This is a genomic window from Saccharopolyspora cebuensis, from assembly GCF_039542665.1.
GTDB lineage: Bacteria > Actinomycetota > Actinomycetes > Mycobacteriales > Pseudonocardiaceae > Saccharopolyspora > Saccharopolyspora cebuensis.
On the sequence record NZ_BAABII010000003.1, the window covers coordinates 483,934 to 504,729 of the forward strand.

General features: G+C 73.3%; 18 protein-coding genes. 9 read left to right on the forward strand and 9 right to left on the reverse strand.

Going from position 1 to position 20,796, the window contains the following annotated elements:
- Positions 1-98: 98 nt before the first annotated feature.
- The 3 genes from ABD976_RS05140 (at position 99) to guaA (ending at position 4,899) form a co-directional block, all read left to right on the forward strand.
- The gene (locus tag ABD976_RS05140; protein ID WP_345357890.1) at positions 99-1,229 is read left to right on the forward strand and encodes a GuaB3 family IMP dehydrogenase-related protein; all 1,131 of its coding nucleotides are present in this window, start codon (positions 99-101) and stop codon (positions 1,227-1,229) included.
- Positions 1,230-1,549: 320 nt separating this feature from the next.
- Positions 1,550-3,235: an FAD-dependent oxidoreductase gene (locus ABD976_RS05145; protein ID WP_345357893.1), complete on the forward strand. Its 1,686-nt coding sequence runs from the start codon at positions 1,550-1,552 to the stop codon at positions 3,233-3,235.
- A 77-nt stretch (positions 3,236-3,312) separates the two neighbouring features.
- Positions 3,313-4,899: a glutamine-hydrolyzing GMP synthase gene (guaA, locus tag ABD976_RS05150; RefSeq protein WP_345357896.1), complete on the forward strand. Its 1,587-nt coding sequence runs from the start codon at positions 3,313-3,315 to the stop codon at positions 4,897-4,899.
- 311 nt (positions 4,900-5,210) lie between these two features.
- On the opposite strand, the gene ABD976_RS05155 is transcribed toward guaA, so the two are convergent.
- Both ABD976_RS05155 and ABD976_RS05160 read right to left on the reverse strand, forming a co-directional pair.
- A complete protein-coding gene (locus tag ABD976_RS05155) occupies positions 5,211-5,381 on the reverse strand; it encodes a hypothetical protein (RefSeq protein ID WP_345357899.1) in 171 nt (56 codons plus the stop codon).
- A complete protein-coding gene (locus ABD976_RS05160) occupies positions 5,374-6,567 on the reverse strand; it encodes a PspC domain-containing protein (protein ID WP_345357902.1) in 1,194 nt (397 codons plus the stop codon). The genes ABD976_RS05155 and ABD976_RS05160 overlap by 8 nt, the downstream gene beginning before the upstream one ends.
- A gap of 111 nt (positions 6,568-6,678) precedes the next feature.
- Here ABD976_RS05160 and ABD976_RS05165 point away from each other — a divergent pair, with 111 nt between their 5' ends.
- Both ABD976_RS05165 and ABD976_RS05170 read left to right on the forward strand, forming a co-directional pair.
- Positions 6,679-7,971, forward strand: a complete 1,293-nt coding sequence (locus ABD976_RS05165; RefSeq protein ID WP_369775646.1) for an ATP-binding protein — start codon at positions 6,679-6,681, stop codon at positions 7,969-7,971.
- Between the two features lie 12 nt (positions 7,972-7,983).
- Positions 7,984-8,661 (forward strand): response regulator, encoded by a 678-nt coding sequence (locus ABD976_RS05170; RefSeq protein ID WP_345357905.1) that lies wholly within the window; start codon positions 7,984-7,986, stop codon positions 8,659-8,661.
- Positions 8,662-8,863: 202 nt separating this feature from the next.
- Here the strand turns inward: ABD976_RS05170 and ABD976_RS05175 are convergent, their stop codons facing one another.
- Positions 8,864-9,952 carry a DMT family transporter gene (locus ABD976_RS05175; RefSeq protein ID WP_345357908.1) on the reverse strand — a complete coding sequence of 363 codons (1,089 nt, stop codon included), beginning with the start codon at positions 9,950-9,952 and terminating at the stop codon, positions 8,864-8,866.
- Between the two features lie 111 nt (positions 9,953-10,063).
- On the opposite strand from ABD976_RS05175, the gene ABD976_RS05180 reads away from it, so the two are divergent.
- On the forward strand, positions 10,064-10,981 hold the full coding sequence (locus ABD976_RS05180) for a LysR family transcriptional regulator (protein ID WP_345357911.1): 918 nt from the start codon (positions 10,064-10,066) through the stop codon (positions 10,979-10,981).
- On the opposite strand, the gene ABD976_RS05185 is transcribed toward ABD976_RS05180, so the two are convergent.
- The 6 genes from ABD976_RS05185 to ABD976_RS05210 form a co-directional block, all read right to left on the reverse strand.
- Complete coding sequence (locus ABD976_RS05185) at positions 10,959-12,491, reverse strand: serine/threonine-protein kinase (protein WP_345357914.1); 1,533 nt, start codon at positions 12,489-12,491, stop codon at positions 10,959-10,961. The two genes, ABD976_RS05180 and ABD976_RS05185, sit on opposite strands and share 23 nt — an antisense overlap.
- A 199-nt stretch (positions 12,492-12,690) precedes the next feature.
- On the reverse strand, positions 12,691-14,112 hold the full coding sequence (locus ABD976_RS05190; protein WP_345357917.1) for a serine/threonine-protein kinase: 1,422 nt from the start codon (positions 14,110-14,112) through the stop codon (positions 12,691-12,693).
- Between the two features lie 294 nt (positions 14,113-14,406).
- The gene (locus tag ABD976_RS05195; RefSeq protein WP_345357920.1) at positions 14,407-15,162 is read right to left on the reverse strand and encodes a hypothetical protein; all 756 of its coding nucleotides are present in this window, start codon (positions 15,160-15,162) and stop codon (positions 14,407-14,409) included.
- Positions 15,163-15,296: 134 nt separating this feature from the next.
- A complete protein-coding gene (locus ABD976_RS05200) occupies positions 15,297-16,043 on the reverse strand; it encodes a hypothetical protein (RefSeq protein WP_345357923.1) in 747 nt (248 codons plus the stop codon).
- Between the two features lie 32 nt (positions 16,044-16,075).
- Positions 16,076-16,801: a PIG-L deacetylase family protein gene (locus ABD976_RS05205; protein ID WP_345357926.1), complete on the reverse strand. Its 726-nt coding sequence runs from the start codon at positions 16,799-16,801 to the stop codon at positions 16,076-16,078.
- Positions 16,802-17,155: 354 nt separating this feature from the next.
- On the reverse strand, positions 17,156-17,470 hold the full coding sequence (locus tag ABD976_RS05210; protein ID WP_345357929.1) for a hypothetical protein: 315 nt from the start codon (positions 17,468-17,470) through the stop codon (positions 17,156-17,158).
- Between the two features lie 170 nt (positions 17,471-17,640).
- Between ABD976_RS05210 and ABD976_RS05215 the strand changes: the two genes are divergently transcribed.
- The 3 genes from ABD976_RS05215 to ABD976_RS05225 all read left to right on the forward strand — a co-directional run bounded on the left by ABD976_RS05215 (position 17,641) and on the right by ABD976_RS05225 (position 20,757).
- Positions 17,641-18,408 carry a 3-hydroxybutyrate dehydrogenase gene (locus tag ABD976_RS05215; protein WP_345357931.1) on the forward strand — a complete coding sequence of 256 codons (768 nt, stop codon included), beginning with the start codon at positions 17,641-17,643 and terminating at the stop codon, positions 18,406-18,408.
- 64 nt (positions 18,409-18,472) lie between these two features.
- Positions 18,473-19,795 (forward strand): MFS transporter, encoded by a 1,323-nt coding sequence (locus ABD976_RS05220; RefSeq protein ID WP_345357934.1) that lies wholly within the window; start codon positions 18,473-18,475, stop codon positions 19,793-19,795.
- 83 nt (positions 19,796-19,878) lie between these two features.
- Positions 19,879-20,757, forward strand: coding sequence for a LysR family transcriptional regulator (locus ABD976_RS05225; protein WP_345357937.1), 879 nt, complete (start codon positions 19,879-19,881; stop codon positions 20,755-20,757).
- Positions 20,758-20,796 lie beyond the last annotated feature (39 nt).

The window sequence follows — 20,796 nt, forward strand, 5'->3', positions numbered from 1 at the left end:
CTGCTCGCGAGCGCGCGGCGACGCCCCGGGTGCGGGTCACCCGGTTGTCCCAGGGACAATGGTGCGCTGGACATCGGTGCCGCGAGGAAGGACTGACCGTGCGGGATCAGGTTGAGATCGGCATGGGCCGGACGGCCATGCGCGGCTACGACTTGGACGACGTGGAGATCGTGCCGTCCCGGCGCACCCGGTCGTCCCAGGACGTGTCGCTGGCCTGGCAGCTCGACGCCTACCGGTTCGACATCCCGCTGGTCACGCACCCGACCGACGCGACCGTCTCGCCCGCCACGGCGGTGCGGGTCGGCGAGCTCGGCGGCCTGGGCGTGCTCAACGCCGAGGGCCTGTGGGCGCGGCACGAGAACGTCGAGGAGCGGCTGTTCGAGGTCGTCCGCGCGGCCGAGGAGAACCCCGAGCCCGACGCGGCGATCCACCTGCTCCAGGAGCTGCACGCGGCCCCGATCCGGATCGACCTGCTCAGCGAGTCGATCAAGCAGATCAAGAACTCCGGCGTCACCGTCGCGGCGCGGGTCAGCCCGCAGCACGCCGAGGAGCTGACCCCGGACCTGCTCGCCGCCGGGGTGGAGGTGCTGGTCGTGCAGGGCACGATCGTCTCCGCCGAGCACGTGGCCCGCGACGGCGAGCCGCTGAACCTGAAGCGCTTCATCGCCGACCTCGACGTGCCGGTCGTGGCGGGCGGGGTCGGCGACTACCGCACCGCGATGCACCTGATGCGCACCGGCGCCGCCGGCGTGATCGTCGGGTTCGGCCAGTCCCGCGCCACCACGACCACGCAGGTGCTCGGCATCGGCGTGCCGATGGCCACCGCCATCGCCGACGCCGCCGCCGCGCGCCGCGACTACCTCGACGAGACCGGCGGCCGCTACGTGCACGTGATCGCCGACGGCGCGCTGGCGTACTCCGGCGAGATCGCGAAGGCCATCGCCTGCGGCGCGGACGCGGTCATGCTCGGCGAGGCCCTCGCCGAGGCCACCGAGGCCCCTGGCCAGGGCTACTACTGGACGCACGCGGCGGCGCACCCGAGCCTGCCGCGCAGCGAGATCGTCGGCTTCGCCGGTTCGGACGCGGACCTGGAGCGGTTGCTGTTCGGCCCGAGCACCGACCCGTACGGGACGACGAACCTCTTCGGCGGCCTGCGGCGAGCCATGGCCAAGACCGGCTACCGAGAGCTGAAGGAGTTCCAGAAGGTAGGACTCATGCTCCGCGGCTGACTTGTTGTCGGTGTGGTGGTCGTTGTGCGGAGCGGTGCGGGTGACCGCGATCGACGTTCGCGCCGGGTGCGCCGCCGTGGCCGTCGGGGACCATCGTCAGGCAAGCGGCGAAAGCCGCTTCCGCTTTGCCCCACCTGAGCAACTGGCACCGCCGCGGGTTCTCAGCGGTCTTCTCGCGAGGACGCCCTGACGCTGTGTACGTGGTTGGTACATGAGGAAGGGCGCCCGGAGCGAGAAGGCCGCTGAGGTTCCGCTACCCGCACCGCCACGCAAAAACCAGCCCTAGCTACTCGTGAGTAGTTCGGTTTAGCCTGTCCGTCATGGCTGGAGCGCGCGACTTCGACGTGGTGGTCATCGGTTCCGGGTTCGGCGGCAGCGTGGCCGCGTTGCGGTTGACGGAGAAGGGCTACCGCGTCGCGGTGCTGGAGGCGGGCCGCCGCTTCTCCGACGACGAACTGCCCAAGACGTCGTGGGACCTGCGCCGGTTCCTGTGGGCGCCGCACCTCGGCTGCTTCGGCATCCAGCGCATCCACCTGCTGCGGGACTGCCTGATCCTGGCCGGAGCGGGGGTCGGCGGCGGATCGCTGAACTACGCCAACACGCTCTACCGGCCGCTGAAGCCGTTCTACACCGACACCCAGTGGGCGCACATCACCGACTGGGAGTCCGAGCTGGCCCCGCACTACGACCAGGCCACCCGGATGCTGGGCGTGGTCGAGAACCCCACCGAGACCCCGTCGGACCGGGTGATCAAGCAGGTCGCCGGGGAGATGGGCGTGGGCGGGACCTTCCACCGCACCCCGGTGGGCGTGCACTTCGGCGAGCCCGGCCGCACCGCCGAGGACCCGTACTTCGGCGGCGCGGGCCCGGCGCGCACCGGGTGCACCGAGTGCGGCGCCTGCATGACGGGTTGCCGGGTCGGCGCGAAGAACACCCTGGTCAAGAACTACCTGCACCTCGCCGAGGCGGGCGGGGCGCGGATCTTCCCGATGACCACGGTGCACCGGATGGCGCGGGGCCGGGACGGCCGCTGGCGGGTCGGCACCCGGCGCACCGGGGCCGCGGCGGCGTTCGACCCGCAGGTGTTCACCGCCGACCAGGTGGTCGTGGCGGCGGGCACCTGGGGCACCCAGAACCTGCTGCACCGCTGCCGCGAGCGGGGCGACCTGCCCGGGCTGTCGTCGACGCTGGGGCGGCTCACCCGGACCAACTCCGAGGCCATCATCGGCGCCCAGACCCTGTCGGTGGACCCGGAGCGCGACTTCTCCACCGGTGTCGCGATCACCTCGTCGTTCCACCCGGACGAGGACACCCACATCGAACCGGTCCGCTACACCAAGGGCGCCAACGCGATGGGGCTGCTCCAGACGCTGCCCACCAAGGGCGGGCTGGACACCCCGCGCTGGAAGCAGTGGCTGGCGTTCCTCGTCGCGCACCCGCTGCGGTCGCTGCGGCTGCTGTGGGTGCGGCACTGGAGCCAGCGCACGGTGATCCTGCTGGTCATGCAGAGCCTGGACAACTCGCTGACCACCCGGCTCAAGCGGCGCTTCGGCCGCGCCCGGCTCACCTCGGAGCAGGGCCACGGGGCGCCGAACCCGACGTTCATCCCGGCCGGGGAGGAGGCCAACGAGCGGGTCGCGGCGGCGATCGGCGGCGTCGCGGGCGGGAGCTGGGGCGAGCTGTTCGACATGCCGATGACGGCGCACTTCATCGGCGGCTGCCCGATCGCCGAGGACCCCGGTCGCGGCGTGATCGACCCCTACCACCGGGCGCACGGCTACCCGACGCTGTCGATCGTGGACGGCTCGGCGATCAGCGCGAACCTGGGCGTGAACCCGTCGCTGACGATCACCGCCCAGGCCGAGCGGGCGTTCGCGCTGTGGCCGAACAAGGGCGAGGCCGATCCGCGACCCGAGCAGGGGGCGGACTACGTGCGGCTCGACCCGGTCGGACCGCGCCGCCCGGCGGTGCCCGAACACGCCCCGGCGGCGCTGCGGCCGCGGTGAGCCCGGAGGGCGGTGCGGGTCGGTCACCTGGGACAATGGGGGCCAGCGCACCGATCCCGCCAGGAGGTTTCGACGACGTGTCAGGTACCACGAGCAACGGCGACAAGGGGCCAGTCCTCGTCGTCGACTACGGCGCCCAGTACGCCCAGCTCATCGCGCGGCGGGTGCGGGAGGCGCAGGTCTACTCCGAGGTCGTCCCGCACGACACGCCGGTCGAGGAGCTGATGCGCCGCGACCCGGCCGCCATCGTGCTCTCCGGCGGGCCGTCCAGCGTGTACGCCGACGGGGCGCCCCGGGTCGACAGCGCGCTGTTCGACCAGGACGTGCCGGTGTTCGGCATCTGCTACGGCTTCCAGGTGATGACCCAGGCGCTCGGCGGCACCGTGGAGCACACCGGAACCCGCGAGTACGGCCGCACCGAGCTGGGCGTCACCGGCGAGGGCGGTGCGCTGCACGAGGAGCTGCCCGGCCACCACCCGGTGTGGATGAGCCACGGCGACTCGGTGAGCAAGGCGCCGGAGGGCTTCACCGTCACGGCGGGCACCGACGGCACCCCCGTCGCGGCGTTCGAGGACGTCCAGCGGCGGTTGGCGGGCGTGCAGTACCACCCCGAGGTGGCGCACTCGCCGCACGGCCAGGAGGTGCTGCGGCGCTTCCTGCACGACATCGCGGGCATCAAACCGCAGTGGACCACCGCGTCCATCGTCGACGAGTCGGTGGCGGCGATCCGGGAACGGGTCGGCAGCAGGCGGGCGATCTGCGCGCTGTCCGGCGGCGTCGACTCGGCGGTCGCGGGCGCCCTGGTGCAGCGCGCCATCGGCGACCAGCTGACCTGCGTGTTCGTCGACCACGGGCTGCTGCGCGCGGGGGAGCGGACCCAGGTGGAGCGGGACTTCGTGGCCGCCACCGGGGTCAACCTGGTGACCGTCGACGTGGCCGACCGGTTCCTCGACGCGCTGGCCGGGGTCACCGACCCCGAGGAGAAGCGCAAGATCATCGGCCGGGAGTTCATCCGGACCTTCGAGCAGACCGCCCGCGACCTCGTCGAGCAGGCGGGCGAGGCCGGTGAGCAGGTCGACTTCCTGGTGCAGGGCACGCTCTACCCGGACGTCGTGGAATCCGGCGGCGGCTCCGGCGCGGCCAACATCAAGAGCCACCACAACGTCGGCGGCTTGCCCGAGGACCTCCAGTTCGAGCTGGTGGAGCCGCTGCGCGCGCTGTTCAAGGACGAGGTCCGCCGGGTCGGCCTCGAACTGGGACTGCCGGAGACCATCGTGCACCGGCAGCCGTTCCCCGGCCCCGGCCTGGGCATCCGGATCATCGGCGAGGTCACCGCGGACCGGCTGCGCACGCTGCGCGCCGCCGACGCCATCGCCCGCGAGGAGCTCACCGCGGCGGGCCTGGACCGCGACATCTGGCAGTGCCCGGTGGTGCTGCTCGCCGAGGTCCGCTCGGTCGGCGTCCAGGGCGACGGCCGCACCTACGGTCACCCGATCGTGCTGCGCCCGGTCTCCAGCGAGGACGCCATGACCGCCGACTGGACCCGCCTGCCCTACGAGGTGCTGGAGCGGATCTCCACCCGCATCACCAACGAGGTCGCCGAGGTCAACCGGGTCACCCTGGACGTGACGTCGAAGCCCCCGGGAACCATCGAGTGGGAGTGACCCCCGACCCCCGGTGACCCCAAGGCAGCCCGCACCTCACCCGTTCGAGACCTGAGTGAGGGGCACCCTTGCCCAAGTATCTGGGGCAAGGGTGCCCCTCACGCGGTGTCCGGAGGGGTGACGGGCGCGCGGCTGCCGCCGTCGTCCCGGTGCCCCTGGCGGGAGGGCGCGGGCGTTCGCCGCCGCCCGAGCGACCGGCGTCGCCGCTCCGGCGCCCGTCGCACCCCTTCGATACTTGAGTGAGGGGCACCCTGCACCACGTCACGTGGTACAGGGTGCCCCTCACTCAATTCACGAACGGGTGCAGTGGGTCATTGGTGGCGGACCAGGGAGGCGATCAGGAAGGCCACGCCGAGCAGCACCGCTCCGGCTCCCAGCGCCCACCGCAGGTCCCAGGTGAGCCCGAGCAGCAGGTAGCCGGAGACCGCCAGCGTCAGCAGCCCCGCCACCAGGGCGATCGGGTCGGGTCCGCGCTCAGCCACGGTGCACCTCCACGTTTCCGGTTCCGACGGACAGGTCCAGGACCAGCCGTCCACCGCCTTCCCCGTCCGCGCCCCAGTCGGTGTGGGTCCGGTGCACGCCTTGGCCTTCGAAGCGGCGGTCCAGGCACTGCACCGAGCCGGTCCCGGCCGAGCAGGTCGTCACCACGTCCATGTCCGGCGGCAGCCACACCACGACGTCGCCGATCCCGACGTGGACCTCGGTGGGCAGCGTCCGGTCCGGCGGCAGCACCAGGTCTTCCAGGTCGAGCCGCACGGTGCCCATGCCCGTCTCGTAGCGCGGGTCCAGCGCCTCCGGCGTGGTCGGGCTCGCGCTGTGGTCGCCGATGCCCTCGAGCTGGTCGGGCAGCGTCGCCGAGCTGACCAGGAGCGCGAACGCCCCCACCGGGATCGCGACCGCGATCAGTCCCCGGCCGCCGCGCAGGAACGCCCCGAGCACCATGCCCAGCCCGAGCACGCCGAGCGCGGAGGCCAGCACGACGGGGGCCGCGATCCCCGACGCGTGGAGCAGCACCGCCACGCCCGCGGCGACCAGCAGCGTGCTCAGGGTGATCCAGCGGTGCTTCCGGCGGAGCGGCGGCGGGGATTCCTCGGGAGCGGGTTCGGGCAGGTCCCAGGCGAACGGCGCGGCCCCGAGCGGATCCCACGAGGGCGGTGCCTGCTGGGCCGCCGAGGGGTAGACCCAGACGTTGTCGGCGCTGGGCCGGACCGGCGCGGTCGGCGCGGTGGCCGGCGGGGCGGCCGGTGCGGCGGCGGGCGCGGTCACCGGCTGCACGCGGTCGCCGTGGCTGCGGTGCAGCAGGTACAGCCCCACCAGCCCGAGGGCGACGCCGAGGAACCCGGTCATGTGCTGGGCGAACGCGGTGGCGGGCAGCATCAGCAGCACCAGCACCGCGGCGACCGGCATCGAGGTGGGATGCCGCCTGCCCTGGTCGTCCTCCCTCGGGAACAGCAGCGCGCCCAGCAGGTACAGCAGGACGCCCGCCCCGCCGTAGCAGGCCGCGACCACGAAGGCCACGCGCACCAGCACCGGATCGATGCCGTAGCGCAGGCCGATCGCCGCGCTCACCCCGCCCAGCTTCCGGCCGACCTTCGGGCGCACCGGACGCGTCGCCCAGAAGTCGCGCATGGTGTCCTCGAAGCCGCTCGGCTTGGACCGCTCGCTCATGGCCCCCACTATTCGGGTCGGTGCTCGGTCGGTGCATCAGGGTCGTCCCTGAGCGCCCCCGGAACGGTGCGGGCGGTTCCCCGATGTGGTCGCCCGTGCGACCGTGTGAACATCGATGACGTGAAGGTCAAGGACAGGCACCGCCCGACGGCGTCCGCGGTGCGCCGCGCCGCGCAGCGGGCGATGGCCCCGGTCCCGGAGCAGCACTCGTTGCGCAGGCGGCGCGACGGCCGGTTGATCGCCGGGGTGGCGGGCGGCGTCGCCGAGCACCTCGGCATCCCGCTGCTGTGGGTGCGCGTCGCGTTCGTCCTGCTCGCGGCCTTCGGCGGCTCCGGCGTCCTCGCCTACGCGATGCTGTGGGTGTTCGTGCCGCAGCGCCCCGAGGGGGAGGAGGAGCGGCCGGCCAGCGCGCGGGAACGCCAGCAGGGCTACGGGCTGGTGCTGCTCGGCGCCGGCCTGATGGTCGCGGTCGGCTCGCTGATTTCGCTGCCGCAGTGGGTGACCCTGCCGATGGTGGTCGGGCTGGTCGGCGCGGCGGTGGTCTGGCGGGAGGCCGACGAGTCGCAGCGCCGCCGCTGGCGCGCGGGCGCCCGCTCGGGACTGCTCGAAAGCGGCTGGAAGTCGCCGGTGCGGCTGCTGGCGGGCGCCGCGCTGGTCGTGCTCGGGATCGTGCTCTTCCTGGTCACCGCGGCCTGGGAGAGCCAGGTGCAGTTCGTGCTGCTGGCGGTGCTGGCGACGCTGGTCGGGGCCGCGGTGCTCACCGTGCCGTGGTGGGTCCGGCTGGTGCGCGACCTCAACGTGGAGCGCGCCGACCGCATCCGGTCCGAGGAGCGCGCCGAGATCGCCGCGCACCTGCACGACTCGGTGCTGCAGACGCTCGCGCTGATCCAGAAGCAGGCCGAGTCGCCGCGCGAGGTGCAGCGGCTGGCCCGGGGGCAGGAGCGCGAGCTGCGCGGCTGGTTGTACGGCGCGGACGGCTACGGTGGTGGGCGGCAGCAGACCGTCGCGCCGAGCGTGCTGTCGGCCGAGCTGGCCCGGATCTGCGGCGAGGTGGAGGACGGCTTCGCCATCCAGGTCCAGCAGGTCGCGGTGGGCGACTGCGACCTCGACGAGCGGCTCGCGGCGCTGCTGGCGGCGGCCCGCGAGGCGATCGTCAACGCCGCCAAGCACGCCGGGGTCGGCGAGGTCAGCGTGTACGCCGAGGTGGAGGGCGAGGCGGTGTCGGTCTACGTGCGGGACCGGGGACGGGGCTTCGACCCCGAGCAGGTCCCGGACGACCGGCACGGGCTGGCCGATTCGGTGCGCGGCCGGGTCGAGCGCCACGGCGGCGAGGTGCGGCTGCGCACCGCGCCCGGGTCCGGTACCGAGGTGCAGATGCGGATGCCGCGCGCGGACGCGGCGTGAGGGGAGTGGATCGTGACGAATCCGGGGGATGACGACCAGCGGCCGGTGCGGGTGTTCCTGGTCGACGACCACGCGCTGTTCCGCGCCGGGGTCCGGGCCGAGCTCGCCGCGGCGGCCGACCGGGTGGAGGTCGTCGGCGAGGCGGGATCGGTCGCCGAGGCGGTCGCGGGCATCGGGCACTGGGCGCCGGAGGTCGTGCTGCTGGACGTGCACATGCCCGACGGCGGCGGCGCCGAGGTGCTGCGCCGGGTCAAGGCGGGGGAGTCGGAGGCGGTGTTCCTGGCGCTGTCGGTGTCCGACGCCGCCGAGGACGTCATCGCGGTGATCCGCGCCGGTGCCCGCGGCTACGTCACCAAGACGATCTCCGGTCGGGAGCTCGCCGACGCCGTGGTCCGGGTCCGGGGCGGTGACGCGGTGTTCTCGCCCCGGCTGGCCGGGTTCGTGCTCGACGCGTTCGCCGAGGGGCCGGGCTCGACGCCGGTGGGCGATCCGGAGCTCGACCTGCTCACCCCGCGGGAGCGCGACGTGCTGCGGCTGCTCGCGCGCGGCTACGCCTACAAGGAGATCGCCTCCGAGCTCTACATCTCGGTGAAGACGGTGGAGACCCACGTCTCCAGCGTCCTCCGCAAGACCCAGCTGTCCAACCGCTACGAGCTCTCCCGCTGGGCCACCGACCGCCGCCTGGTCTGACCAGCCCGCCCACCACCCGATCGTGAGCTGAGTGAGGGGCACCCTTGTCCAAGTTACTTGGGCAAGGGTGCCCCTCACCTACTTCACGAAAGGGTGCGGGGCGCGGGTGCGGGGAGTGCGGGGTTCACCCGATCGGGAGCTGAGTGAGGGGCACCCTGTACCGAGTCATGTGGTGCAGGGTGCCCCTCACTCAGGTTCGAGTTCACTTCATCGGGTGGTTGCGGGCGAGGTCGGCGTAGACCCGGAGGCCGTGCCGGAGCCCGTGTTCCCGCTTCGCGGTGGTTGCCGTCGTGGTGGCGGTGGTGGGCTGCTGGATCGTGGCCGGAGCCGCCGTCGCCGTGGCCGTGGCCGTCGTCGTTGTGGTCGTTGGTGTGGTGGTGGGCTCTGCTGGCTTCGGTGCTGTTGGCGTCGGGGTGGTGGGGCGGTGGTTGCGGGTGAGGGCGACGCCGAGGAGGACGACGGCCATGCCCGCGAGGACGCGCCAGCCGAGGGGTTCGTCGAGGACCAGGCGGCCGAGCAGCACCGAGACGATCGGCATCAGGTAGGCGACGGTGGAGGCGGTGGTCGCGCCCTCGTCGGCGATGAGCTGGTAGTTCAGCGCGAAGGCGAGTCCGGTGCCGAGGACGCCGAGCACCGCGACGGCCAGCAGCGCCACCGGGTCCCACCCGATCGGCCGCAGCCCGTCGATCGGCAGCGCCAGCACCGCGAGCCCGGTCGCCGCCACCATCTGCATGGCCGCCAGCGCCAGCGGCGGCGGGATGTCCGGTCCGGTCAGCTTCCGCCCGATGTAGACGTAGCCGACGCCGTAGCTGGCCGCCGCGCCGAGGCAGGCGAGCACGCCCCAGCTCAGCTCCTCGCCGCCCCGCCACGGGGCGAGGATGAGCAGCACGCCGAGGAAGCCGAGCACCAGCCCGCCGATCCGGGTGCCGGTGAGCCTGGCCTCGCGGCCGACGAGCAGCCCGAACAGCAGGGTCCACAGCGGGGTCGTCGCGTTGAGCACCCCGGTGAGCCCGGAGCCGACGGTCTGCTCGCCGATGCCGAAGAGCACCCACGGCAGCGCGCTGGCGAACAGCGCCGCGACCGCGACCCGCCGCCACAGCGACGGCCCGCCGCGCGGTCGCAGCCCGCGCAGCGCGCAGAGCCCGAGCAGCACCAGCGCGCCCAGCGCGATGCGGGCCAGCGCGATCTGGGTGGGCGCCAGCGCGGCGAGTGCCAGCTTGATCAGCAGGAAGCTCGATCCCCACAGCAGGGCCAAGGTGCCGAGCCGCAGGTGGCTCATCGGGTTGTTCATCACCGCTCCGCGTGATCGCCGGGTCGTACCGCTTCACCATGCGCGGGAACAGTGGTAAGGACAAGTGAAAAGTTCTCCAACGACGTTTCAGCGATGCTGTAAGGTGGCGCCATGCTGGACGTACGCCGGATGCAGGTGCTGCGCGCGGTGGTCAGCAGCGGATCGGTGAGCGCGGCGGCGGCCAACCTCGGCTACACGCCGTCGGCCATCAGCCAGCAGCTCGCCACCCTGGAACGGGAAGCGGGCATCCCGCTGCTGGAGAAGGCCGGTCGCGGCCTGCGCCCCACCCCCGCCGGGGTGCTGCTGGCCGAGCGCGCCGAGGCGCTGGCCGGGCTGCTCGGCGAGACCGAGGCCGAACTCGCGGATCTGCGCGCCGGGCGGACCGGGCTGCTGCGGCTGCGGTTCTTCCAGACCGCCTCGGTGGGCCTGGTCCCCACCGCGGTCGCGAAGTTCCGCGCCGACCACCCCGAGGTGCAGCTCGACCTGGAGATGCAGGAGGAGCACCTGCTCGCCGACCTCGCCGCCGGGACCGCCGACGTCGCGGTGCTGGTGGTGTGGCGGGACGTCCCGCAGCGGCGCGGGATCCGCTTCGCGCACCTGGTGGACGACCCGTACCGGGTGGTGCTGCCGCTGGACCACCCGGCCGCCGGGCAGGACCGGGTGGACCTCGCCCGGCTCGCCGACCAGCCGTGGGTGAACAGCGCCCCCACCGGCACCGACGACGTCTGCTCCCGCGCGCTGGCCGACGCCTACGCCAGCGCCGGGTTCACGCCGCGGGTGGTGCTGGAAGCGCCGGACAGCTACTCGGCGCAGGGCTTCGTGGCCGCCGGGCTGGGGGTCGCGCTGGTGCCCCGGCTCGGCCTGGAGGTGGTGCACCCCGGGGTCGCGGTGCGCCCGGTGCGCCGACCGGAACCGGTGCGCAGCCTGCACGTGGCGGTGCGCGAGTCGATCGCGGACCTGCCCGCCACCCGGACGATGGTGCGCGCGCTGCGCGAGACGGCGGAGATCACGCCAGCCGGTCGGAGTTGATCAGGACGGTGCCGTCCTCGCGCATGGCCATGCCGAGCACGTGCCGCTCGGTGCTGTCCTCGCCGTCCTTGGTGAACCTCAGCGTCACCACGACGTTGTTGCCGGAGGCCTTCGGGCCGTCGACGATCTTGACGTCGTCGATGCCGTCCCAGAAGTTCTCGTAGGACTTCTTGCCCTGCTTCTTCAGACCCGGCCCGAGCAGCTCCCAGCCCTCGTCGGTGTCGTCGGGCATCAGCTTGTAGTACTCGCGGACCGTCTTCTCCAGGTCCTTGGCGGTGGGCTGCTCGCGCTCCTGCTCGCTGGTCGTGGTCGGCGTGGAGGTCGTCGTCGTGGTGGTGGCCGCCGCCGTGGTGGTGGGCGCCGCCTGGGTCGTGGTCGGCTGGGACGCGACCGGCGGCGGGGCCGGTTCGGACGGCGGCGGCGCGCTGGACTGCGCGTCCCCGCCCCGGCCGCCGAAGGCGTTCGCGGCGAGCACGCCGACCAGCACCGCCGCGATGACCGCGGCCACCCACACCGCGATGGTGCGCCAGTTGCGCTGCGACGAGGAGGATTCGGCGACCGCCGGGCCGTAGTGGGTCGCGGGGGCGGCACCGGCCGCGACCCGGGTCCGCGAGGGCGGCTGCTGCTGGCGGGTGGTGCCCGCCGCCGGGCGCTGCCAGCCCGCGTTCGGCGTCGCGTTCGGGATCGGGCGGCCGTCGACCACGGCCTGCAGCAGGTCCCGCGCCTGGGCCATCGTCGGGCGCTCCACCGGGTCCGGCCGCAGGAGCTGCATCAGCGCGGGACCCATCGGACCGGCCTGCCGCGGTTCGTCGACCTCACCGCGCGCCACCCGGTGCAGCAGGCTGATCGCGTTGTCGTCCACGCCGAACGGCGGGGTGCCCTCGATCGCGGCGTAGAGGGTGGAACCCAGGGAGAACACGTCGGAGGCGGGCGCCGGATCGCGGCCCAGCGCCACCTCCGGGGCCAGGTAGGCGGGCGTGCCCGCGAGGATGCCGCTCTTGGTCACCGCCACGTCGCCGATGGCGCGGGAGATGCCGAAGTCGGTGATCTTGGCTTCGCCGTTGTCGCCGAGCAGGATGTTGCCCGGCTTGAGGTCGCGGTGCACGATCCCGGCCATGTGGGCCGCGGCCAGCGCACCGGCGACCTGGAGGCCGATCTTGGCCACCTGCATCGGCGGGAGCACGCCGTGCTCGCTGATCACGGTGGCCAGGCTCTGCGACGGCAGGTATTCCATGACCAGCACGGGCTGGCCCTCGTCCTCCGCCGTGTCGAACACGACGATGGCGTTCTGGTGCTGCAACCGCGCGGCGATCCGGCCCTCGCGCATGGTGCGCTGGCGGGCTTCCTCGGTCTCCTCGGGGGTGTAGCCCGGCTGCACGATCAGCAGCTTGACCGCCACGGTCCGGTGCAGCCGCTCGTCGACGGCCCGCCACACCACGCCCATGGCGCCACTGCCGATGCGCTGTTCCAAGCGGTAGCGGCCCGCGATCAAACGACCTTCGGCGCTCACAGGTGTCTCCTGGTACTGGCTGTGCCTACTCGAACAGGACTGACCGGACCCCCGTGGCCAGCTTCACCCGACGGTGTCCCACGTTACTGGGCCGCACCCGGCCCGCTGCACGCCGGGTGCGCCAACCGCCCAAAACGGGAGGCCGGGGCGCCACGCCGCGGTGCGCACCCCGGCCTCGCCGGTGTTCGTCGTCGACCCGTCAGCCGGTCGACTCCGCGCCCCCGCTGCCGGTGGTCTCCGTCGCCGCGGAGGTCTCCTGGTCTTCGGAGCTCTGCGTCGGCGGCTCCGACGTCTCATCGGACGGCGTGGTCTCCTCGGTGGTCTGCTCCGAGGTGGTCTCCTGCTGCGTGGTCGTCCGCTGCTCCGTCGTGGTGACCGAGGTTTCCTCCTCGTAGGTCTGGGACTGCTCGGTCGACTCGGTGGTCGGTGCCGGCGGCGGCGGCAGCGCCGGCTGGGTGTTCTGCGGCTGCTGGTTGCCCGCGTTCTCCGGCTGCGACGGCGAGCGCAGCAGGGCCGTGGTCACCAGCACCGCGATCACCGCGACGGCGACCATCGCGATGCCCGAGACCACCATCGGGCGCTTGCTGCGGCGCTCCCGGACGTCGTCGGCCCGGGTGTCCTTGCCCATGTACGAGGTCGCGTCGTCGTACTCCTGCTCGGTGTACGGGTCGTCCTCGTAGTGCGCGACGGTGGTGCGGTCCTGCGGCGTGACCGAGGTCGGCGCCAGGTCCGGCCTGCTGCTCTCCGGCGCCAGCGCGGGCGGGATCGGGGCGGCCATCGTCGGGATCGAGGTCACTGCGGCGCCGTCGGAGACCTGTTGCAGCATCTCGCGGACCTGCGCCATGTCCGGCCGGTCCTCGACGCGCGCGGCCATCATCGCCATCAGCGGGTCGGTCATCGCACCGGCCTGCTGCGGCGGCTCGATCCGGCCCGCCGCGACCGCGTGCAGCAGCGCGAGGGTGTTCTCGTTGAGGCCGAACGGCGGGTGGCCCTCGATCGCGGCGTAGAGCGTGGCGCCGAGCGAGAACACGTCGGACGCGGGCGTGGGTTCCTGCCCCATCGCGACGTCCGGCGACAGGTAGGCGGGCGTGCCCGCGAGCATCCCGGTCTTGGTGACCTGGACGTCGCCCTGGGCGCGCGAGATCCCGAAGTCGGTGATCTTCACCATGCCGTTGTCGCCGAGCAGGATGTTGCCGGGCTTGATGTCCCGGTGCACCACCCCGGCCGAGTGCGCGGCGCCCAGCGCGGAGGCGACCTGAGCACCGATCCGGGCCACCTCGCGCGGCGGCAGCGGACCGTGCTCGGACATCATCGCCCCGAGGCTGGTCGACGGCAGGTACTCCATGACCAGAACCGGCTGGCCTTCGTCCTCCGCCACGTCGTAGACCGAGATGGCGTTCGGGTGCTGGAGCCGGGCCGCGATGCGGCCCTCCCGCATGGCCCGTTGCCGCGCTTCCTCGGCCTCACCCGGGTCCAACCCGGGCTGCAGCAGCAACTGCTTGACCGCGACCGTGCGGTGCAGGCGTTCGTCGACACACTCCCACACCACGCCCATCGCGCCACTGCCGATGCGTCGCTGCACTCGGTAGCGTCCGGCGACCAGGCGACCTTCGTCGCTCACCGACGTCTCCCCGTACTGCTATCGATGCCCGAAGCGGCCGTTGGCGGCGGTCGTCCCGGCCGCGCGACCCCGCCGGACATCGGCGGATACGGCGGGCCGTGATCGGCTCGCCGACATGTACACGTTGCGGCGCGGCCCGGCTGTCATCCCGACCGCGTTACGGCAGCCTAGCCCACGCCGGTTCGGCATAGGCCCGAAGTGCGGAAGTCGGCGCCTCCGATCCGACGGTACGCGGCCCGGTCGGTCCCGCGGTGCGGCGGGGGAGGACCGCGCCCCGCGGCGGTGTGGTGCAGGTCATGGGCGGTACGGGCTCGTCGGGATGCGGTGCCGGGCGCGCAGCAGCTCGGCGCCGACGATCCGCGGCGCGATGCCGACCTCCACGTCGAGCCGCTGGTGCAGCACCACCCGGTGCCCGTCCGGGTAGTCCACCTCGACCTCCACCCGCACGGCGCCACCGCGTTCGACCCACGCGGAGTGCCGGGTCGCCGACACCGCGTCCCAGGCCCGCACCAGGTCGGCGCGGTCGCCGATCAGCTCGGGGTCGATCAGCTCGGCGGCAGCGGCGGCATCGTCGGCCACCCGCGCGTAGAAGTCGGCGACCACCGCCAGCGCGGCTTCGGAGCTGCCCGCGATGGGATTGGCCACGACGTCGGGGCGGACCGGGTCGGGCACCGGCGGGGCGGGGAGCTCGGCGGACGGCCAGGTGGGCCCGGCGTACGGCCAGCTCGCCTGCCGCGCCACGTCCGGGCGCAGCGCCGCGGCACCGACGATCGCCTGGGTGCGGGTCACCGGGTTCGGGCGCGGGACGGGCAGCGCGATGATCGTGCTCGCGGCGGCGCCCGACCCCAGCACCAGTACCGCTCCGAGCGAGAGGAAGACGAGCCGGGTGCTGATGGTCGGCGTGCCCTCGTTGGCCTGCGGCGGGCGGAACAGCAGCTCGGAGAACCACCGGTGGTGCTCGGAGGCGGACCGCTGCCTGCTCCGCAGCTCCTCGACGGTGCGCGCACGGGTGTCTCGGCCGTTGCTGCCGCTGGCGGGCGAGTGGTCCACGTCGGGGTCCGTCTTCTGTCGGTTCCAGCCTCTGGTGCAACTCGTACCGCCTCTCGGCGGCGGGTTGGTCGGCTGGTCCGCTGGTTCACCCGGCGTTACCGGCAGTGATCACACGATCGGAGCAGTCGCCATGATCAGGATGCCGTCCCGGCGGGTCCGGGCGGCACCCCGGTCGCCTCCGGGCACCGGTCGGCGAACGGCCAGGAGTGCTGCCCCCGGCGCACCTGGTCGCAGAACCGGTGGAGCTCCTCGCGGGTGATCTCGTCGAGGTACTGCTGCGCGGCGGAGCCCGGGGGCTGCGGGGTCGTCGAGGTGGGTTCGGCCGGTTCCGCGGTCAGCGGGCTGGGCAGCGGCTCGATCAGCGGTTCCCGGTCCGGCGGCGCGGTGGTCGCCGACGGCGGGGCGGGCGCGGTCCCGGCCGGGGCCGGCGCGGGCGGGATCACCGCCGGGGGCGGCGGTGCGGTCGGGGTGCCCGCGGGCGCGGTGCCCGGCGGGCGCGAGGTGGCGGGCGGTGCGGGCACGGGCGCCCGGGACGGACCGGCGGATTCGTCGCGCACCGCGGCGGGCGCCCGGTCCGAGGAGTCCGGCGAGGCGGGCGGGGTGGGGGCGTCGGTGCGGCGCAGCAGCGGCGGGTACTCGCCGCCGCGCGGCATGCTCGGCAGTTGCAGCCCGTCGATGGTGTGGCCGCCGCCGACCAGCATGCTGGTGGCGACCAGCAGCCCGCCCAGCGACGCGGCGGAGGCGGTGATGGCGAACCAGGCGGCGTGCCGCCAGGTGCGCGGCGGGGTGACCGAGGCGGGCACCATGCCCAGGTTGAAGGCGTGCAGCCCGTCGGCGTCCGGATCCCGGTCGTCCGGGGCGGACGCGCGTGCGTGGTGCATGGGAACCCCCGATCCCGCGTAGTCCTCGGAGTTCACGACGTGTCGACCGCGTGGAAGACCTCGGCGAGGCGCCCGGCGGCGAGGCCGTGCCGCTGCGCGTTGCGTTCGAGGTGCTGCCGCATGGTGTCCCGGAGATCGTCCAGGTGCGCGGTCTGGGAGCGGTGCGCCGCGAGGGCGGCGAGCTTCGCTTCGAAGTGATCGGTGATGTCGACCGCGCGGTTGATCCGCTGTTCGGGTGAACCGGAGAGCCACAGCGCGGGCACCGTCCACGGCGCCAGGCCCTCGTCGAGCAGCTCCGGGTGGGCGTACTCGTTGCGCGCGTCGGGGTAGACCGCGGCCAGCGCCGCTTCCCCGACCGCGCGGTGGTCCGGGTGCGAGACCACGAGGTGCTCCCAGGCGATCTCCGGCGAGTGGCTGACGACGAGCTGCGGCCGGACCTGCCGGATCACCCGCGCGATGTCGCGGCGCAGCCCGAGGTCGGCGACCACCCGGCCGTCCCGGTGGTCGAGGAAGCGCACGTCGGAGACGCCGACGGCAGCCGCGGCGGCCCGCTGCTCGTCCTGGCGCAGCCGGGCGACCTCGCCGCGCGGGACGCCCTCGAAGGCCCCCGAATCACCCGCGGTGCAGACGCAGTAGGTGACCGCGATGCCCGCGCCGGTCCACGCCGAGACCGTCCCCGCCGTGCCGAAGTCGACGTCGTCGGGGTGCGCGGTGACCACGAGCGCCCGCTCGACGTCGACATCCGGCGGAGTGGTCATGGTCACATCGTAGTGCCCCGACCCCCCATGATCCTCCCGGACGCGCCCCCATCACCCGAGTTGATCAAAGGTTGTTCACGCCCACCCACACGCCAAACGGAATCCCAGTCAGGCAAACGGCAAAGCCGAAGCGCCCACGCACGAGCCAAACCCGACCACCGTCAGGCAAGCGGCGAAGCCGCTTCCGCTTTGCCCCACCCTCGCAACTGGCACCGCCGCGGGTTCTCAGCGGCCTTCTCGCGAGGACAGCCGCGACGCTGTGTACGCGCTTGTACATGAGGAGCGGCTCCCGGAGCGAGAAGGCCGCTGAGGTTCCGCCACCCGCACCGCTCCGCAAAAAGACCACCGCACAGATTAGAACTGGCCGTTGCGGAACTTTGCTTGCGTGCTCTGCAACTGCTTCAGCGAGTAGAACCCACCGCCACCGGCGAGCAGGATGGCCACGATGTCGGTGCCGCCCTCGCCGAGGGAGAACAGCAGCGCGAGCAGCCCGATGCCGAGGCCGATGCCCGCCGACGGCATCCGCTTCTTGGCGAAGTCGACCGCGGGCTGTCCGCCGGGCCGCTTCTTGGCCGCCGAGGACAGCATCCCGAGGTAACCCGCGTGCCCGGCGCCGATCAGCACCGCCACGAGGGTCACGAGGGTGGCGACAACTCCGATGATGAACATGCCCCCAGTCTGCCTTGTCCCGGGCCTGCCCGGTATGGGTGATATCCCGGAGAAGACCTGAGCACCGGGGGTGCGGGGTCGCCGGGGCGGCACCCCGTGCGGTCCGGACGCGGAAACGGTTGTGCTCCGGGGCTGGATTGAGACGCGCCTCACGCCTAGGTTGCGTGGGTATGAGCGCCCTTCACACGCCGGAGCACGTGCTGACCGGCAAACGCGCCGTGGTCACCGGCGGGGCCAGCGGGATCGGGGCCGCCGTGGCGCGCGGGCTCGTCGGGGCGGGCGCCGAGGTGGTGCTGGCCGACCGCGCGGCGGAGGCGGTGGAGGCGGTGGCCGCCGAGCTCGGCGCGGAGGCCCGGGTGGTGGACCTGAGCGATCCGGAGGTCGCCGGTGCGCTGGGCGAGCGGGCCGACGTGGTGGTCAACAACGCCGGTTTCCAGCACGTCGCGCCGGTGCACGAGTTCCCGCCGGAGACGTTCAGCGCGATGCTGCGGGTGATGGTGGAGTCCCCGTTCCGCATCGTGCGGACCGCGCTGCCCGGGATGTACCGGCGCGGCTGGGGCCGGGTCATCAACATCTCCTCGGTGCACGGCCTGCGCGCGTCCCGGTACAAGTCCGCCTACGTCACCGCCAAGCACGCGGTGGAGGGGCTGTCCAAGACGATCGCGCTGGAGGGCGCGCGCTACGGCGTGACCTCGAACTGCGTCAACCCCGGTTTCGTGCGGACGCCGCTGGTGGAGCGGCAGCTCACCGAGCAGGCCGAGCTGCACCGGGTCCCGGAGGCCGAGGTGCTGGAGGACGTGCTGCTGGCCCGCAGCGCGGTCAAGCGGCTGGTCGAGCCGGAGGAGGTCGCCGAGCTCGTGGTGTGGCTGTGCGGGCCCGGGACCAGCTCGATCACCGGGGCGTCGATGGCGATGGACGGCGGCTGGACCGCGCACTGAGGGCCGTCCCGCCGCGGCCGACGAGGACGTCGAAGAAGGCCCTGATCCCGAGGAGGCGCCCGCGATGCGCACCGAACCCGACAGCACGCCCGCGCGGACCGGCACCGGTCGCGTGGTGCTGGCGAGCCTGGTCGGCACCACCGTGGAGTGGTACGACTTCTTCCTCTACGGCTCGGCGGCGGCCCTGGTCTTCAACCGCCTGTTCTTCCCGACCGGTGATCCGCTGATCGGCACCCTGCTGGCCTTCGTCACCTACGCGGTCGGCTTCGTCGCGCGGCCCATCGGCGGTCTGGTGTTCGGCCACTTCGGCGACCGGCTCGGCCGCAAGAAGCTGCTGGTGCTGAGCCTGGTGATGATGGGCGGCGCGACGTTCCTGATCGGTCTGCTGCCCACCCACCAGGCGGTCGGGGTGGCGGCACCGCTGCTGCTGACCCTGCTGCGGCTGGTGCAGGGCTTCGCGATCGGCGGCGAGTGGGGCGGTGCGGTCCTCATCGTCACCGAGCACGGCTCGGCGAAGCACCGGGGCTTCTGGGCGTCCTGGCCGCAGGCCGGGGTGCCGCTGGGCAACCTGCTGGGCACCGCGGTGCTGGCGGTGCTGGCCGCGGTGCAGACCGAGGAGGCGTTCCTGGCCTGGGGCTGGCGGATCGCGTTCCTGCTGTCCGGCGTGCTGGTGCTGGTCGGCCTGTGGGTGCGGCTGGCGGTGGAGGAATCGCCGGTGTTCCTGGCCGCGCGGGCGGAAGCCGAGCGCACCGGCGCCGCGGACAAGCCGCCGGTCGTCGAGGTGCTGCGCCGCTACCGGCGCGAGGTGCTCACCGCGATGGGCGCCCGGTTCGCCGAGAACGTCGTCTACTACATGCTGACGTCGTTCGTGCTCACCTACGTGACCACGTTCCTCGGGCTGCCGCGCGGGATCGCGCTGAACGCCTCGCTGATCGCGGCGCTGGTGCACTTCGCGAGCATCCCGCTGTGGGGCGCGCTGTCGGACCGGGTCGGGCGGCGCCCGGTGTACCTGGTGGGCGCGGTCGGCACCGGGCTGTGGGCGTTCCCCTTCTTCACCATGCTGGACACCGAGTCCTTCGCGGTGATCACGGTGGCGACCACGATCGGGCTGGTGTTCCACGGCGCGATGTACGGCCCGCAGGCGGCGTTCTTCTCGGAGCTGTTCGGCACCCGGGTGCGCTACTCCGGCGCGTCCATCGGCTACCAGCTCGCGTCGATCGTGGCCGGCTCGCTGGCGCCGATCATCGCGACGGGGCTGCTGGCCGCGTTCGGCTCCTCGGTGCCGATCTCGATCTACGTGGCGCTGTGCGCGGTGGTCACGGTGGTGGCGGTGGTGTGGTCGCCGGAGACGCGCCACCGGGACCTGACCGCCGACCACGCGGTGTGAGCCGCGAGCGCGGCGGCGACAGGCCCACGGCATCCTGGCTCCCCCGGCGATAGGTTCCACCTGTTCGCCGCGGGAGGGGTCGGATGGATTCACGACAGTTGAGCTACTTCCTGGCGGTGGTCGACCACGAGGGCTTCGTGCGCGCCGCCGAACACCTGCACCTGGCGCAGCCGTCGCTGTCGCAGGCGATCAAGGCGCTGGAGCGCAAGCTGGACACGCCGCTGTTCCACCGCCACAGCCGGGGGGTCACGCTCACCGAGGCCGGTCGGGCCCTGGTCGGACCGGCCCGCCAGGTGCTGCGGGACCTCCAGGTGGCCGGGGAGACGATCAGCGCGGTCAAGGGGCTGCGCCACGGCCGGATCGACATCGCCAGCATGCCCTCGCCCGCCATCGACCCGCTCAGCGACCTGATCGCCGAATTCGGGCGCCGGGCCCCCGGTGTCACGGTGAACGTCGTCGCCGCGGCCACCGCCGAGCGCACCATCGAGATCGTCCGCTCCGGCTCCTGCGAGCTCGGCGTGCTCGGCACCCCGCACCCGCTGCACGACGCAGACCTGGTGACGCGGCGGTTGCGCAGCCAGCGGTTCGTGCTCATCACCAGCGGCGACGACGCGGCGCCCGAGGGTGCCCTCCGGCGCGAGGACCTCGCGGGCAGGCGGCTGATCGCCGGGCCGCGCGGCACCGGCATGCGGTCGCTGATCGAGGAGATGCGCAGCCGGGGGATCGACCTGGACGTGGTGGTCGAGACCGAACACCGCGAGCAGGTCCTGACGCTGGTCGCCGGCGGGGTGGGCAGCGCCGTCCTCACCGACGGCTGGGGGGCCGTCGCGCGCCGGATGGGCTTGCGGGTGCTCGACCTCGAACCGCCCGCGCACCTCGACCTGTGGCTGATCACCAGGCGGGCACCGATCACGCCCGCCGCCCGGGAGTTCTGGGACATGGTCGAGCACGGCGACCGGTAGGGGGATTCGCGCGCGGGGTCCGTCCCGGCCACCCCGCGC